Source organism: Methanobrevibacter sp. (genome assembly GCF_017447225.1).
Lineage (GTDB): Archaea > Methanobacteriota > Methanobacteria > Methanobacteriales > Methanobacteriaceae > Methanocatella.
In genome coordinates, this window is record NZ_JAFSNZ010000068.1 from 1 (window position 1) to 16142 (window position 16142).

18 protein-coding genes are annotated in these 16142 nt (G+C 35.2%); 13 read left to right on the top strand and 5 right to left on the bottom strand.

What is annotated here, in order from left to right; translation table 11 throughout:
• Positions 1-1761: hypothetical protein (locus IJQ68_RS06590; protein WP_292798447.1), on the top strand; the 1761-nt coding region annotated here is incomplete at its 5' end.
• A 15-nt stretch (positions 1762-1776) separates the two neighbouring features.
• On the opposite strand, the gene IJQ68_RS06595 is transcribed toward IJQ68_RS06590, so the two are convergent.
• On the bottom strand, positions 1777-2451 hold the full coding sequence (locus tag IJQ68_RS06595) for a hypothetical protein (RefSeq protein WP_292798449.1): 675 nt from the start codon (positions 2449-2451) through the stop codon (positions 1777-1779).
• A gap of 130 nt (positions 2452-2581) precedes the next feature.
• Between IJQ68_RS06595 and IJQ68_RS06600 the strand changes: the two genes are divergently transcribed.
• On the top strand, positions 2582-3313 hold the full coding sequence (locus tag IJQ68_RS06600; RefSeq protein ID WP_292798451.1) for a hypothetical protein: 732 nt from the start codon (positions 2582-2584) through the stop codon (positions 3311-3313).
• A 49-nt stretch (positions 3314-3362) separates the two neighbouring features.
• On the opposite strand, the gene IJQ68_RS06605 is transcribed toward IJQ68_RS06600, so the two are convergent.
• Positions 3363-4283 carry a manganese-dependent inorganic pyrophosphatase gene (locus IJQ68_RS06605; RefSeq protein ID WP_292798453.1) on the bottom strand — a complete coding sequence of 307 codons (921 nt, stop codon included), beginning with the start codon at positions 4281-4283 and terminating at the stop codon, positions 3363-3365.
• Between the two features lie 56 nt (positions 4284-4339).
• On the opposite strand from IJQ68_RS06605, the gene IJQ68_RS06610 reads away from it, so the two are divergent.
• Positions 4340-4987 carry a stage II sporulation protein M gene (locus tag IJQ68_RS06610; RefSeq protein ID WP_292798455.1) on the top strand — a complete coding sequence of 216 codons (648 nt, stop codon included), beginning with the start codon at positions 4340-4342 and terminating at the stop codon, positions 4985-4987.
• Positions 4988-5017: 30 nt separating this feature from the next.
• Here IJQ68_RS06610 and IJQ68_RS06615 read toward each other — a convergent pair whose 3' ends face one another.
• Positions 5018-6805 carry a subtype A tannase gene (locus tag IJQ68_RS06615; RefSeq protein WP_292798457.1) on the bottom strand — a complete coding sequence of 596 codons (1788 nt, stop codon included), beginning with the start codon at positions 6803-6805 and terminating at the stop codon, positions 5018-5020.
• A 151-nt stretch (positions 6806-6956) separates the two neighbouring features.
• Between IJQ68_RS06615 and IJQ68_RS06620 the strand changes: the two genes are divergently transcribed.
• The 3 genes from IJQ68_RS06620 (at position 6957) to IJQ68_RS06630 (ending at position 9193) form a co-directional block, all read left to right on the top strand.
• Positions 6957-7907 (top strand): malate dehydrogenase, encoded by a 951-nt coding sequence (locus IJQ68_RS06620; RefSeq protein WP_292798459.1) that lies wholly within the window; start codon positions 6957-6959, stop codon positions 7905-7907.
• Positions 7908-8279: 372 nt separating this feature from the next.
• Positions 8280-8714: a hypothetical protein gene (locus IJQ68_RS06625; protein ID WP_292798461.1), complete on the top strand. Its 435-nt coding sequence runs from the start codon at positions 8280-8282 to the stop codon at positions 8712-8714.
• Between the two features lie 182 nt (positions 8715-8896).
• A complete protein-coding gene (locus tag IJQ68_RS06630; protein ID WP_292798462.1) occupies positions 8897-9193 on the top strand; it encodes a hypothetical protein in 297 nt (98 codons plus the stop codon).
• A 21-nt stretch (positions 9194-9214) separates the two neighbouring features.
• Here the strand turns inward: IJQ68_RS06630 and IJQ68_RS06635 are convergent, their stop codons facing one another.
• Positions 9215-9406: a hypothetical protein gene (locus IJQ68_RS06635; protein ID WP_292798464.1), complete on the bottom strand. Its 192-nt coding sequence runs from the start codon at positions 9404-9406 to the stop codon at positions 9215-9217.
• Between the two features lie 83 nt (positions 9407-9489).
• Between IJQ68_RS06635 and IJQ68_RS06640 the strand changes: the two genes are divergently transcribed.
• Positions 9490-9780: a nucleotide pyrophosphohydrolase gene (locus IJQ68_RS06640; protein WP_292798466.1), complete on the top strand. Its 291-nt coding sequence runs from the start codon at positions 9490-9492 to the stop codon at positions 9778-9780.
• A gap of 66 nt (positions 9781-9846) precedes the next feature.
• Here the strand turns inward: IJQ68_RS06640 and IJQ68_RS06645 are convergent, their stop codons facing one another.
• Complete coding sequence (locus tag IJQ68_RS06645; protein ID WP_292798468.1) at positions 9847-10335, bottom strand: hypothetical protein; 489 nt, start codon at positions 10333-10335, stop codon at positions 9847-9849.
• A gap of 107 nt (positions 10336-10442) precedes the next feature.
• On the opposite strand from IJQ68_RS06645, the gene IJQ68_RS06650 reads away from it, so the two are divergent.
• The 6 genes from IJQ68_RS06650 (at position 10443) to IJQ68_RS06675 (ending at position 15238) form a co-directional block, all read left to right on the top strand.
• A complete protein-coding gene (locus IJQ68_RS06650; protein WP_292798470.1) occupies positions 10443-10679 on the top strand; it encodes a hypothetical protein in 237 nt (78 codons plus the stop codon).
• A 24-nt stretch (positions 10680-10703) separates the two neighbouring features.
• Entirely contained in the window at positions 10704-11822 is a 1119-nt protein-coding gene (locus IJQ68_RS06655) for a low temperature requirement protein A (RefSeq protein WP_292798472.1), read from the top strand.
• 1166 nt (positions 11823-12988) lie between these two features.
• On the top strand, positions 12989-13642 hold the full coding sequence (locus tag IJQ68_RS06660; protein WP_292798474.1) for a hypothetical protein: 654 nt from the start codon (positions 12989-12991) through the stop codon (positions 13640-13642).
• Positions 13643-13652: 10 nt separating this feature from the next.
• A complete protein-coding gene (locus IJQ68_RS06665; protein ID WP_292798476.1) occupies positions 13653-13934 on the top strand; it encodes a hypothetical protein in 282 nt (93 codons plus the stop codon).
• Between the two features lie 359 nt (positions 13935-14293).
• Positions 14294-14668 carry a hypothetical protein gene (locus IJQ68_RS06670; protein ID WP_292798478.1) on the top strand — a complete coding sequence of 125 codons (375 nt, stop codon included), beginning with the start codon at positions 14294-14296 and terminating at the stop codon, positions 14666-14668.
• A gap of 51 nt (positions 14669-14719) precedes the next feature.
• Positions 14720-15238, top strand: a complete 519-nt coding sequence (locus tag IJQ68_RS06675; protein ID WP_292798480.1) for a hypothetical protein — start codon at positions 14720-14722, stop codon at positions 15236-15238.
• Positions 15239-16142: the final 904 nt, after the last annotated feature.

Consider the following 16142-nt stretch of genomic DNA (forward strand, 5'->3'; position numbering starts at 1 on the left):
ATTATTGTTCATAATAATGGTACTGTAACGTTAAACGGCATAACAATCAATGAAGATTCATTTGAGGGTCTGATTTATGACCACTTCGAGGATTATTCTGGATTATTCACTAAAAACAATAACCTTAGCTGGACAATGAATTCCCCATTATATCCTGGTGAATATGCAGGATTTTATGTTATATTCAATACAACTACTAATGGAACATTCATTAATACTATTTCAAGCGGCAATAAAACAGCCAATGATACCGTTGAGGTATTAAAACCAAGTTATGAAATTGAAAAGATAGCATTAAACCAAAGCGTTCGCGTTGGAGATGAAGTTGTTTTCGAAATTGAAGTTCACAATAACGGACAGGTGGCAATTGATGATCTTGAAATTACAGAATCCTACTTTGAAGGTTTGGATTATCTTTCATATGTCGATTACTTGGATATATGGACTTATGATAATTTGACCTGGCATTTAAACAGGGCTTTAACGCCTGGCGAATATATAGGATTTTTTGTAAGATTTAAAACAACCACAAATGGAACTTTCATAAATGTAATTACTTCAGGCAATAAAACTGCCAATGATACTGTTGAAGTCATAAAGCCTTCACATGATCTTGAAAAAATTACATTAAACAGAACTGTTCAGCTTGGAGATGAAGTGACCTTTGAGATTATTGTTCACAATAACGGTCCGATTGATATCACTGACTTGACGGTTAACGAAGTTTCATTCGACGGTTTAAATTATCTCAGATATTATGATAATACTGGCATGTGGGTTAATGACGGACTAACATGGTCGTTAAATGGCGTTTTAGCCCCAGATGCATACAGCAGCTTTTATGTTGTATTCAATACGATATCTGAAGGTACTTTCATCAATGTTGCTGCTTCAGGCAATAAAACAGCTAATGATACAGTGGAAGTATTGAAACCTAGTTATGAAATCGAAAAGGTAGCTATTAACAAAACAGTTACCGTTGGTGAAGAAGTAATCTTTGAGATTATTGTTCACAATGACGGTCAAACACTAATCAATAATATTGAAATTGAAGAATATTCCTTTGATGGTTTAACATATAGTAGATATGTTGATAATGACGGAATATGGATTTACAATAACTTGAAATGGAATTTAAATGCAACTTTACGTCCTGGACAATATGTTGTATTCTATGTTATATTCAAAGCTAATGAGGAAGGAAACTTTACAAATATGATTAGATCAGGTAACAAATCTACTAATTGTACTGTTGAAGTTTTAAAACCTTCATTTACCATTGAAAAGATAACAATGAATAAAACAGTAAATCTCGGTGATAGCATAACATTTGAGATTGTTGTACACAATACCGGAAAAACTGATTTGAATAATATTACGGTTGTTGAGGAATTATTTGAAGGTTTAATTTATGATCATTACATTGATTCTACCGGATGGTGGACAAATAATGGTTTAAGTTGGACATTAAATAAAATTCTATCTCCTGGAGAGTATTCTAGATTCTATGTAGTCTTTAACACTACCAGAGCAGGTAACTTTACAAATGTCATCAGCTGTGATAATTTAACTGCAAATTCAACAGTAGAAGTTATTCCAAAAGAGAATAAAACAATCGAAAATAAAACAATAGAAAATGAAACTATCGATAAAACACCTAAGGAAGTTGTAGATATTTCCACTTCAAAAGAAACTGGTAATCCAATATTTTTAATATTATTGGTACTTTTAAATTTAGTAATTTTAAGAAGACGCAAATAAACGTCTTCTCTTTTTTTATTTCACTATATTGAATATCAATTCAAATAATTCAATGGCTTTGTCTGTTGAATCTTGTTCTGTAATGTTTTCAGGTATTTCATATACAAATGTAGGATATCCCGCATCAGCTATCGGCTTTGAAACCAGTTTTGCGGATGTTGCCTGGAAAGGCTTTGAGGTGTTTGTCGGGAAATACTTAAAATCGCTTGTGTTTGCAATTTCCTCAGCAATGCTTACGGACGCATCATCCATTGCAGGTGTTGCCAGATAAAACCCTTCGCCGTATCCTTTAATATGGGAATGGCTTATAATCACAGCTTTTGCTTTAGTGTTGTTGATGTCTGGAACGATATAGTCATGAACAAGGCTTTCTCCATTGTCACGGCTTGCCTGATATACTGTGGAATCTTTTGTAACATTGACATGATATGTTGTAAATCTCACGTCGTGGGTTTTTGCAAATTCCCTTGCTGCTTCAAGTTCCGGTTCAATGGATAATGGTTCTCTTGGATGGATTCCGGCTATGAGAACGATTTCGGTTGTTGAGTTGGGATTTCCGTAAATGACTTTGTCGACTGTACCCAAATCGTTTTGCCAGTGTCTTTCAACGTTTGCATCATCATCGCTGAAATCATAAAGGAATAATGCGCCGATAATAGCCAGGATGACAACAATCGTTATAATCTTCACTTTTTTTGATAGAATTTTTTCACCTTTTTAGCTCAGTAAATGAAAAATAACTTATAATTTGTTGTAATATATTATGATATAGATTATATTTATAAATTTTTTTTGGAATGATTGTATGATTGAGGAGGATATGGCTAGACTAATTGAACTCAACGAAAAGATTGTTGCTCAGAATGATGAAATTATCAGATTGCTTTTGAAATTATCCGGTGAAGATAAGCAAAAGGAAAATGGCAATCCGTCAATAGACAAAGCTAACATTGGCTTTGATGTGGATGTGGATGAAAGCGGTGAGGTTGTTGTTCGTCCAAATTCATCCGGTGAAAAAACAGCTAAAAAGGCTGAAAAAAAGGACAAATCATTATTTGATTTAAATATAACCACTAAAAGCGGTGAAAGCCTGGATGATATGGAGCTGGATGCCGGTGAAGTATTATTCATCGGCAATTGCGATGATGGCAGCGCTGACATATTTAAAATGTCTGTGAAAAACAGTGATGAGCTCAAGGTTTTCCCTCCTGAAATTGAAGCAGAAATCAGAAGCAATCTTTCAGATTATAATTGTGAAATAGTCATCGATAATTTGACAGGTGATGGAATAACTCATCAATATGGTGTACCGTTAATTCTAGCAAATGAAAGTCTAATTCAAAATTCAGTGATTGGATCCGGTACAGTTATACTCGATGATGAATCTTTTGACAATTTGTCTGATATCATACAGCTTGCAATGGAAAACGGTGCAAAGGAAGTTCACCTGTCACTGAAAAATGCCATGGCTGTCATCAATGCTCCGCCAAAACTTCTGGAATATCTTGAATTCTACAGAAACTATGAGCAGATTTTCGATAATGTGATGTAGGTTCAAAAAAATAAGTATGTATAGGTTTAAAATAACCTATATCTTTTTTTTAAGCGTTTTCGGTCATTATAGGAACGACCTGTTTTTTACGTGAAACAACGCCTTCTAAAAGTGCGGTGTTGTCTTCAAGTTTTACTCCGTAAGCCTTTTCCACAAGCTCAGCGTCTTTTCCAAGAGCAATGACCTGGGAGTTGCTGTTTACGATATCAGTAATGAGAAGCATGAACAGATCCAATTCTTCTTTTTCAATGATTTTTTCAATTCCTGCTTCAAGTTCGTCTTTCATTTCCAATACGTCAGGAATGCTTGCGGTATTTACCTGATTGACAATGGATTTGACATCCTTAAAGTCAATCTGTTTTGCATCAAGGTCAAGGATTTCATCAATAGTAAAGCTTGACAGGTCAGTTCCTGCCTTTAACATTTCAAGACCGTATTCCTCATAATCAACACCTGCAATTTCGGCAAGCTCTTTTACAGCTTTTACATCATCATCGGTTGTGGTAGGGGATTTTAAAAGCAAGGTGTCTGAAATGATGGCGGATAACATTAAATGGGCTATTTTAGGTTCGATTTCAACATCATTTTCATTGTATAATTTGTATAGAATAGTTTCGCTGCATCCTACAGCTTCAGCCCTGTAAAACAGTGGGTAGGAAGTCTCCAAAGCAAGTTTGTGGTGATCAACTACCTTTTTGATATTCATGTTTTCCAGATTGTCGATGGATTCTGATGGGCTGTTGTGGTCTACTAAAATAACATCACTGCCTTCTTCCAGTGATTCAATTAATTCAGGAGCTTCAATATCCAAATAATCTAAAACGAATTCTGTTTCCTTGTTGATGTTGCCTAATCTGCATGCAACAGCATTTTCATTTCCAAGTTTCTTTTCCAGTTCACACATTACCAGACTTGATGTAATTGTATCTGTATCCGGGCTTTTGTGTCCAAAAATATAAGTCTTATCCATATTTATCACATTTCAATTTATACTATTTATATTATGAATTTTAAAACTAATAAATAATGTCATTTTCAGATAAATATTTCAGTTATGTCAAAGGTGCCTTTGCAGACCATAAGGGCCTTTTTATATTCACAGTGCTTTTTGCTGTTTTCTGCTGGGTTGGAGCCTACTTTGCAGCCGATGTGCTCTACACTCCCGATGAGCTCATACAGGATTACTCATATCTTGCTCAGGAGACCTTTTTTTCTTTTGATGACATGATGGATATCATAATCAACAACTGTCTGCTGAACGTCATCTATTATATTGAATCGATATTTTTCGGCTATGGCGCATTTGAGGACATGCTTGTCAATATCGGAATGTCCGGAATAGTTTCAAAGGCAACCGAACTTGCATGCGGCGATCCGTTTCTGTTCATAAAGCTTACATGTCTTCACGGATTTTTTGAGGATTTATCCACTGTACTGAACAATTTTGCAAGTTTTATACTCTTTTCATTTATCGTAAGGTCAATAAAGGATGTGTTATCACCGTCCCAGCACCTGGCAAACGGAAGAATCACAAATTCACTTGAAATAAACAAGAAGCATCTCTATCAGTCACTGGCCATTTTCATATTGGCTTTTGTTGTGATGATTTTTGCAGGATTTCTGGAGGAATATATTAGCATTCCTTTCGGCAATTTAATTACAAGCATCTTTTAGAAAAAAATAGAATGCGGGTTAGAATTGAATCTAACCTACGCACTGACTTATCCATGCTATGAAGTTTGAAGTTGAATCGCCTGTTCTTTCGGCTTGGGTATGGCCCTGAGCCCAGACGACATTCAGTTCAACATCATCTACCTTTTCGCTCTGGTTCAAAGCCAAAGCTAAATTTGTTTCTACTGTTGTTGCAGTATCTCCCTGTTCAATACCTGAATTGATTCTCCAGTGTTTTGCAGGTGTTGAAGTGGAATATCCGTCATAATACTCGCACAGATAATACATCGGATTGTACATGTCCACCCGTTTGTCGACAGTATTGTTAAACTCATCTGTCAGCTTAATGTCGCCTGCATATTCGCCTACATAGGATGAGTCATATCCGTCAAGAGCCAAATATTTCTCATTATTCAAATTCAATACTTCAGCCATTATGGAATCGAAATGAAGGGAATCGTTTTCATCGTTTCCGAATACCGTATTTTCAGCCTGGCTGCGATTCAGGTCATCAAATGCACCGACATCTTTTGATGGGGATTTGCAATGTTTCACAAAGGATTCGATGCTTTTGACTTTAACTGTATTTGTTGTTTCGTCATATTCAATCCATTCTTCATCGCTGTTCAGTGAATCGATGTAATCCTTAGCTGTCTGGTAGGTTTCGGAGCTGTTGGCTGAAGTTTCATCGCTTTCTGACATGCCCATATCTCCTGAAGGAATATCTCCTGATGGCATTTCACCTCCCGGAGTGCCTCCCATTGAATCCATACCTCCCTGTGGAGTGTATGGGAAGCTTGTATCGGACAGGAAATTATTCAGTGACTCTTCGATAATTTTTATCTGGTAGTCGTAATAAGATCCTGATGCATATATTCCGTCATCACTTTCCTCTAAAGTCAGAGTGTTTCCTGATGAGTCTTTCAAGCTTAAATTATTGATGTATTTCCCATATTTTTCAGCCAAATCATTGGACAGCTCATATGTCCATGTATCATTTGATCTTGAATATTGTCCCATATACCATTCATAGCCCTCATCAGCAGTATCCAGGTTCGTTATCGGACACCAGCACATTGCACCATAAATTGAGTTTGATATGGTATTTCCGTCTTTATCCGCCATTGCCGCTCCGATTGATTCAAGGTAAGGATTATACAGTTCGCTGTCTCCGCTGGAAGCGATTATTGCGGACTGTGCACCCCCTCCGCTATGGCCAAAGGTAAATATCTCTTCTGTGTCTCCAGGCAATAATTCGCCATTGAATCTCAGATACATTATTGCAGCTTTCATATCTGTAACGCCCCACGGAGCTCCGCCGGTAAAGTTATCTCCGTTGTCACGGCCTCTGCATCCGGGATATGCATAAATGATTCCGGAATCAGTGAATTCTTTCACGTCCTGTGAATTATATGATGTCGGTGCGGTCTGTGCGGAATATCCCGGTGTATTTAGAGGAATTACAATCGGGGCTGTGGCTGCCGTATAGTTTCCAACTTTATTTTGAGTGTTAACTGTGCAGTTATATGTTCCGTCATCGTTTTTCACACCGTCAAAGTATTTTCCCGGCACATATATTCCCATAGTTTCATATTCCGGTGCATCGGGTTTGGTACAATAGCTGACATTTATCTGATAGTAGATGTCGTTTTCTTCGTCATAGTTCCATTTCGTCATATCCAATGTCAATTCATCTATTTCACTTTCGCTTAATGCATATGAACTTTGCGTATTGCTTGTTGTTTGTGTTGTAAAATAAGCACAAATTGCAATTAAACATATGATTACAGCAATAATTAGTAGCAGTTTATTTCTATTCATTTTCACCACTTTATTTATCTTTATATATTTAATATTATTAAATAGTTTTTTTCACTGAATTGTTTAGATTTTTCTGTGAATACATGTAATGTTTTCAGAGAATTTCTTTTTTCAGCAAATTATTTTTATTATAAATTAGAAATAATATTGTATGGTAAAGGTAAGCATTTTAGGTGCAACCGGAGTAATCGGAAAAAACGTCGCATTCACCTTGGCAAGAGCGGACACCGTTGACGAGATAGTATTGTTTTCAAGGCCTCAAAGCATTGAAAAGGCAAAAGGTGAAACATTCGACATGTATGACGCTCTGGCTGCCGAGGATATAGACTGCAAATTAACCCCTTCATCAGATTATGAGGATTTGAAGGATTCAAATATTGTGCTGATTACTGCAGGCACTCCGAGACAGGAAGGAATGACCAGAATGGATTTGGCTATTCCCAATGCGGAGATTGTTAGAAACTATGCGGAAAAAATTGCGATTTATGCTCCTGATTCAATTATTTTAATAGCAACCAATCCGGTTGATGTCATGACTACAATAGCCCTGGAGGCTTCAGGATTTGATAAAACTAAAGTTATCGGTATCGGAAACCACCTTGACTCCCTGAGGCTTAAGGCATATTTCTCAAGACAGATTAACATCAACAGTTCGGAAGTCCACACAAGGGTTGTGGGTGAACATGGCGAGCATATGGTTCCTTTATTGAGTTCAACGACCATTGGTGGGATCCCGTTAAAGTATTTCGTCAGGTCAGTTGATATGGATGTTCCAAGATTAATAAAAAGGCTTAGAAAAGCTGGTAACACCATTATCTCCAAGAAGGGAGCTACAGAATACGGTCCCTCATTTGCGATTTCCAACCTGATTTCCACAATAATCACTGACAGCCATAAGGTTCTGACCGTGAGCACTTATTTAAACGGTGAGATCGGCGGAGTCAGCGGCGTGTCCCTGGGTGTTCCTGTTGTATTATCTAAAAAAGGGGTTGCAATGATTGTTCCGATTCATATGAATGACTATGAGCAGAAGAAATTTGTGGATGCTGCAGAAAGCGTAAGGCAGGTCACCGAAGAAGTTAAAAATCATTTCAACTACTGATTAGTATTTTTGAAATACATTAATTTTATTTTTTTATTTTTCATTGAATTTCGTGAAAAAAACGATACTTTTATATATTAGTAAAAATATAATATTTAGTACTATACTAAAAGTTGTCCACACCATTTGAAAACAGACTATATACGAATTTATCATAATCTTATAGGGAGCTGATAAATATGATAGCATTTGTAAAAGTCACTGGGTACGCAGTGTTCTAATCCAATTGTATTTTTCCCAATTGTATACTTGCTTTTTGAACGATTTTAAAAAAGGAGGTTGTATGCCCTTTCTTATTTGACAGTTTGCTCTGAGAGCTTAAAAAAGTCTTGTGTCGTTAAACTTTAACCATTATCATAAAAGAGGAAAAATATGAAGATTAATGTGAGAAAAACCATTGAAAATACTGTAACTGTTCCTGACGAATTCCCATTCTACGTTGAAGAGCTGTCTGCCAACGACGAGATGCCTACCCTTTTAGGCCTTGCAGACGAAAAATACACATTCAGCGAAATGGACGATGATTTCTTTGAATTTGTTTCAAGAAAAATCAGCGAAAACGGAGTCTACGTCAGACTTATCCACATCACACAAAAAAGCTGTGAAAACCATAATGTAACTTTTGAAATCGAAACAGGTTTGGCAAAAACCACCATCAAAGCCGAAAACGAAACACTGGATGAGGTAACCGATATAGGCATCAAAATCCGTGGAGATGATGTCACTGTCGGAATAACCAGCTATTCAAAAAGACCTCATTTCAAAAAATCGACAATGAATTCTTGTCAAGGATTGCCGAGGAAATGATTGGCGATTTGATTTTTTACGAATAAAACTAATAAAAGGAGTGATTTACCATCAGAGATTTGTTTAAATATATATTTATGATCTGTTATCTGTTGAGCTGCATTGTCTTTGGAAACATGTTAATCTAATCGGAGCGTGATATCATTAACGATAATTGTCCTAACTGTACCAATACTGTCTGTGTGAACCCTTCCTTCACACACCTTTCAAATTTTATTGATCTCTTTTCAGAATCAAACCTTTTTGAGCTTGTAACAAACGAACGTGTAATGCTGATGGAGCTTATCCTTCCACAGGATTTTATCGAAAAGCACACTCCAAGGAGAATCCCTCAAAAGATTCCACGCTCATTCATGAATAATTTCATGGAGGAAAACCTTTCAGCATTTCCGGGAGTGGTTTCCGTCACATGCAAAAAGTCACCGTTTGTATTCGAATACGTTGACTTCGATTTGGATTTGGAATACCTGGACAACTGAGAGGTGTTTTTCATGATGCGATTAAAGGTCAAAGGCCCTCAAAAGTACTGGAAGCTCAAATCCTGGGTAAGGGAGCTTTTGTGGCAATATGAGGAATGCGTGATATGTGGTAGCCGGAAAAATCTGGAACCCCATCACATCATTCGCTGCGACAGTGACAATCCGATATTTTTTAGCCCAGACAACGGAGTTGTCTTGTGTCATAATTGCCATAACAATTATCATCGGATGTTTGATGAGGTCAATCCCCACACATTTGTTAAGTTTTCACAAAAATATTCAAAAAGGTGATTAAAATGGAAGAGATAAAAGATGAACTTGTAAAATTTCAAAAAGAAAGAGATTGGAAAAAATTTCACACTCCTGAAAATCTGGCCAAATCAATCTCCATTGAAGCTGCAGAGCTTCTCGAACATTTCCAGTGGGGATATGATTATGATATTGATGAAGTGGCAGATGAGCTTGCAGATGTTTTCAACTACTGCTTTTTGATGGCAATCGAGCTTGATTTGGATGTAAAAGAAATAATATTGAATAAAATGAAAAAGAATGCTGTAAAATATCCTCCAAAAAAGGATATTTGTTAATTTACTGTTGATGCTGGACTTTTAAACAGTCCTCATCATATTTTCATTTTTAAATCATTAGTGTGTCTAAAAATCTATTTCTCCATAAGTTATGCTTTTGTATGCATGAAGCAATGTGTCCAAATCACCTGAAACAATGAGAATATTGTCATGTGTTGTATCGTTTCCTGTAAAAATTGAGTAGACTTTGCTGTCTGGATTTTGATAGACTGTAATGTTGTCCTGCGTCACAATAGGTGTTGAGCCAAGCTGAACAGTATCTCTTATGGATGCCATCTGCACAGCGCCCGGAAGCGTTGCTCCTTTTTCACTGTTGAATGAGGTGATATTTAGGTCGTTTTCCTCATCTACATAATACATAATCCCGTAATCGTCACTGCTTTTCAATGCTTTTGTAGTTACTGGAACCTCAATGGTGGATGTGTTGCTTAAGGCCGTTGTGGTATATGACTGGCTTTGATTGTCATCGTTTAGTGAAGCAATCATCATCACTCCCACAGCAGCTATTGCAATTATGATAATTGCTGAAATTAAAATAAGTTTTTTGTCTTTCATGCTCATATTTTGTTATTTTTGATTATATTATTTTTCTTATATTCGTATCAAAAGAAATATTACCTATAAAAACATATGCTATACAATTAACCAAAGGGTGATTAACCATGACTAAAAAATTGAATACAGACTGTGTAGAATATATATGTAGAAAAATGACTCATGACCCTGAAGATGTCCGAAGAGCAAAAATGCGCAATGAGGATCCAAATATCCTGACTGGCGAAGAAGGTATTTTTGCACTTTTTAGGATAATGGGCATACCTCTTGAAGAGGATTTTTTTCGACAAGTTTTTTTCTCTCACGCGGTGACTGATTTTTTTTCTTTTCTTATAGTTATTTAAATCATTAATAAGATAATATTATCAATGGTAAAAATTATCAAAAAGGAAGTAAAACTAATCGAGCTATTTTACGATTTATTATATGTATATGCAATTTCACAGCTGACGTCACTTATTAACGAGCCTGTAGGTGATATGGTGCCTTTAGGCAGCATTTTTGTATATGTCATCACTTCATTTGTGATTCTCCAGGCTTGGCTTTATTTTACAAACTATGTTAACCGTTACGGTGAGTGGAAGGGCTATGAGTATGTCCTTGCATGTGTTAACATGATAGCGGTCATTTTCATGACAAACACAATAAGCACACATCTAAGTGATATGCTTCTTCCGTTCAATGTTTCCATGCTGATTCTTCTTCTGACGGTTGTTGCGCTTTATTCCGTTCGTGCATATGATGAAAAATCCCTGAGCGGAGCTGCCGGAAACTCAATAACAATACTGTCAATCGTATGTGCGATTTATGTGATTGCAATTATTGCTCTTCTTCAGGGATTCGGCGATATTGTAATCTGGATTGATGTGGTTGCAGTTCTCTGCGGTGCATTTCTTCCATTTTTCATCAGGGGAAAATTCGACAAAAACATCATCAATTTCCCTCATCTTGTTGAAAGGTTTGAGCTTCTAACAATCATCACTTTCGGCGAAGCTATTGTGGGCATGACTCACTTCTTTGATGTCAGTAATCTAACGTTAATTCCTATTCTGGTATTTCTGATTATTATTACAATGTTTGGATGTTATGTGGTTCAGATTCATGAGCTGATGAGTCATTTCAGACAGGAAAGAAGTCTCAGGCTCATGTTCAGCCATTATTTTGTAATCATCAGCATCAATCTGATGACAGTTGCCTTTGAGCTTCTGCACTCAGGACACGTTAATCATCTTTTCAATGCGGTTTTGATAATAATTTCTCTTATCGTATTTTACGTGTCTATAATGGCCAACAAGGAGTATTATGCTGATGGTGTTGTATTGTCAGTAAAAGAGATTATTGAAATGCTTATCTTTATCATTATTGGAGCTGGTGTTATTCTGCTCTTTTTGGATAATATCTATGCCTTCCTGATTGGTGCATTGATAATAACTGCCGGAAACCTTTTTGTTCTTGTTGAAAAATTAAGGTCTTTCCCAGGAAAATAATTTTTTAGACTATATGTATGTGATATGGAATCCGGCAGCAAATTTCTCAGAAGTGATTTCTTGAAATTCTTTCAACGAATAAATTCCGGAAGACACATTGGAAGCTTCATTAACTGATGCTCCAATTTTTGAATGAGTTCTTCTCAGATGTTTTTAATCATTAATGAAAGGGAGGTGATATATTCATCTGGAAGAACTAGTTACTTATTTTATTATAACTAATATTTAAATCTTTTTAATTCTCATATAAAGTCAATATTGCTCTTGTTTTGTAATTTTACCTTGTTTTAGCAATATTTACTTGGGAAGGTAATTTTCTAAAAATTATTGAAAAAAATTTATTCTGTTATTTTTAGTTTAAAAATAGGTTTCGGTGTGGTTTAATTGTATTTGATGGTTTTGGTTTAAAATAAGTTAAAATTAATGTCTTTGTAGATTTGAAATCTACAAAACACCCGGACATTAATTTTTTTCACATAAACATGGAACGAGCATATGCTCGTATTTTTATATTATTTTTTTATCTTATTTAACTGTTTTGTGGATGTTTTCTGGATATGGTTTTCATCATTGATTTTTCAGTTAAAATTAGTTTTTGATAGTCGTTTATAATGTTTAATGGTTTTGGTTTAAAATTAGTTAAAATTAATGTCTTTGTAGATTTAAAATCTACAAAACACCCGGACATTAATTTTTTTCACATAAACATGGAACGAGCATATGCTCGTTATTTCTATATTATTTTTTATTTTATTTAATATTTTTGGGGATGTTCTCCGAATGACGGGTGTGCCATTATCCCCAATTTATTTTTTTTAGTTTTTTAAATGGTCTTATTGTTATAATACATCATTATAAGGAGCATAGCCCAGAATATGAAATCAGCATAATCTGGTGAGATGCTAATGACCATGCAAAACCTCCATATTTATATGATGGAAGCAGTTATGAATTATCATACTATCACCTCCGTTGGAGAACTGGTTACTTATTTTATTCTAATTACTATTTAAATCTTTTTAATTCTCATATTAGGTCAATATTGCTCTTTGTTTGTAATTTTACCTTCTTAAAGCAATATTTACTTCATCTTGTAAAACACTAACTTTATATGTGCTCGTGTATAAATTATTATTAAAAAGTTATTAAATTTGCGGTGATGCCGAATGAGTAATCTTGACGAAAGGGATTTGAAGTTTATCGAACAGGAGGAAAAATACTATGAACAGCTTATTGACGACATGCTTGAGGAGGATAATCTCGATAGGCTGATTGCAGAAAGGCTGGAATATATCGATGATTCATTTGACTTTGAGCCAACACCTGCATTTGAACATCTCGAAGAGCTCTACAGCAGCGATTATGATGAAATTTTTGAAAATGAAAGCAGGGGAATAGAAGATGAGGATGACTACATTGATTTTATCGATTATCCCGAGGGGCCTAATGAGAACCTGAGCGGAGCATACTATGGAGAAGCATACACGGATGAGTTTCCAGATGAGTTCTACGACCAGTTCATTGAAGAGGCTTTTGCAAATGAGGATGAAGTCTTTGAAAATTGGATAAAAGAGCAAATTGACGTAGAGGAACTCTTCATAGACAGAATGCTTGAAGATATAATTTCTGAGGAGGAATACGTCAAAAAGGCCATTGACGAGCTCATATTTGAAGAAATCGACCTTGACTATGCGGAAGAGCTTTTTGAATATGAGCAAAAGGAACTTGACCGCATTGAAACTCTATTCAATGATTATATAAGTAAGGACGACAAGATAGATAATATAATTAAAGATAAAATCAGAAGGGAAAAGTTTTGAGGTGATATTAATGCCGGCTGAAGTCAAAGCACAGCAGAAAAGTATGGTTCTTGCAATGATAATCTCATTTTTCCTGCCGGGCCTGGGAATAGCCTATGCGGGAAATGTTTCAAGGGGAGTGAGAATATTTCTTTTATATGCGTTTCTGTTTTTATTAACGGTATTTCTTTTGAATATAATTTTTTTCTATATTAATGTGATAATATGGATAATCGGATTGGTTCTGACCTATCTTGAAGTGAATGATGCAAACGAAATAAAAAGAAGAATGCTTGATCAGTATAGAATTTAGGGGGTGTTTGTTATAGGATTTTGTCCGGACTGCGGAAGTTGGATTGACGAGGGTGAACCCTATTGCAGCTGCGGCTCAACAAAGGGAACTTCCTCATATTATTGTGATGATGATGACGATCATTATGAAACGTCATACACACCAAGATCATGGAACTATGATCCTGTAGCAGCGGAGAGAAGAAGGCGTGAATATGAAGAGAAAATGGAACGCAAAAGACTGGAGGAGGAACTGCGTGAAAAACAGGCCGCTGCGGAAAAGGCAAGACAGGAAAGAATTCGAAGGGAAGAATATGAACGCTGGAAAAAAGAGCGTGAAGAGCAGGCAAGGCGTGAAAGGGAGGAAAACGAAAAAATCCGATGTATCTTGTGCGCCAAATCGAAAAAATCAAGACTCAGATTTTTGCCAACAAGAAGCTGCTTTTCAGAGGCCCTGAGCATCTCACAGGAACCCAGCAAAAAATCGACAGGGCATTTGCAGAAGCATTAAGGCTTCAGGAAAAGCTTGATGCAATTGAGATAAACAAAAGCAATGACTATGACATTTTAAAAGAGGAGATTAAAGTCCTAAAACATGAAAACAGGGATTTGGAATATCTGCTTTCACATATGGATGCCAGATACTGCGAAAATGCAAGAAAAGTTTTCGAGAGAAACACTTCCGATTTAAGGAATTTGGAAAAAACATTCGATGAGCTCTACCCCAAAAAAGGGACTTTTCAACCGAAGAGATAATAAACCAAGAAGTAAGATAAATATTGATTAGTGAACTTTTAGGTGAAGGTCATGAATCTTAAAAATTTTATTCTTGTCATAGCGATAATAGTTGTTGTAATCGGTGCAGCAGTCTTTTTAATTTCAAATCAGGCACATCCGAAACAGGATTCCAAGCTTGAAATAATAAGCAACGATACTTTAACCGAAGGGGACAATTTCACTGTGAAACTGACAGACATCAACGGAACTCCCCTTGCAAATCAGGACATAAACGTTACAATCGTCAGCACAGCCAGTGGTTCTGTCCAGAAAACGTTGGTTAGTGATGAAAACGGTGAGGCAACATTTGAAGTTGACGCAACAGCCATAGGAAACTGTGCAGTTAAAGTGAGCTATAGTGGAAATGACGAGTTCAACGGATGCAATCTGACCCAGAACGTAAGAATCAATGAAAAGGTAGTCATACAGATAAACACAACCGATATCTTTGACAACTATACTCAGACACAAAGCTATGAAGACAGCTATTCATATTATTATGATGATTCTGTTGAAACGGTTGAGGATTACTATTATTCTGGATATTAATTAAAAAAGTTAGAATCATAGAGATTCTAACTTCTTGAATTAAAGTTCATTTTTGATATAATGTAATATTTAATTTATTTTTATTGCGTATGGGATTAACTGCTGTATGTGAATTCATTATTAAGTATTTTTTAAAATCAGGTATTTTGTGGTGTTTTTTTAATAAATAAGTTAGAATCATAGAGATTCTAACTCCACAATAAAACTAGTTGTTAGATACAACGTAATATTTAATTTGGATATTGTTGCATATATTATTTACTATTGTAGGGAGGTTCCACTTGAGAAAATATTAACTCTTCCCTTTGCATTCAACAACCAAATACCTTGAAATAATTATTTAAAAATCATAATAATGATTTTAACTATTTCTATTAGAATATTTATAATAAATTCATATTCTTTTTTCATTATATCTAACTTTTAATGTTTTATTGTGATATATTTTTTAAGTGGTCAAAACCTACAAAAAATATTTTTAATATCTAAGTATTTAATTTAGGCAGTATTCCATCGAGTAATATTGTTTCAACTTAGAATTATCAGTTGTGTGATAAATTTTGTCTTCTATGAAAAATGGATTTAGTGCAGTTTCATATTCCTTTCTTTGAATTGAACAATTTTTGATGTAAACTAACATTAGATAACATTAAATTAGAGGTAATTTTGTTTATTATGAGGATATAAAAAATGTTTAACATTACATTAATTATTTTGGTTCAATAGTTAATCAAAATAGTTGTTTTTCACATAATCATATAATTGGGCTTTGGTTTTTTAAACTAAATTAATTCTTATTAGTAATATTTATATACAGTATTTGATAAATTATCAAGTATAGTTTAGGTGATTATAATGACTGATGTTGAAGAAAAAGTAGAAGAATTAGAAGAACAAGAAAAAG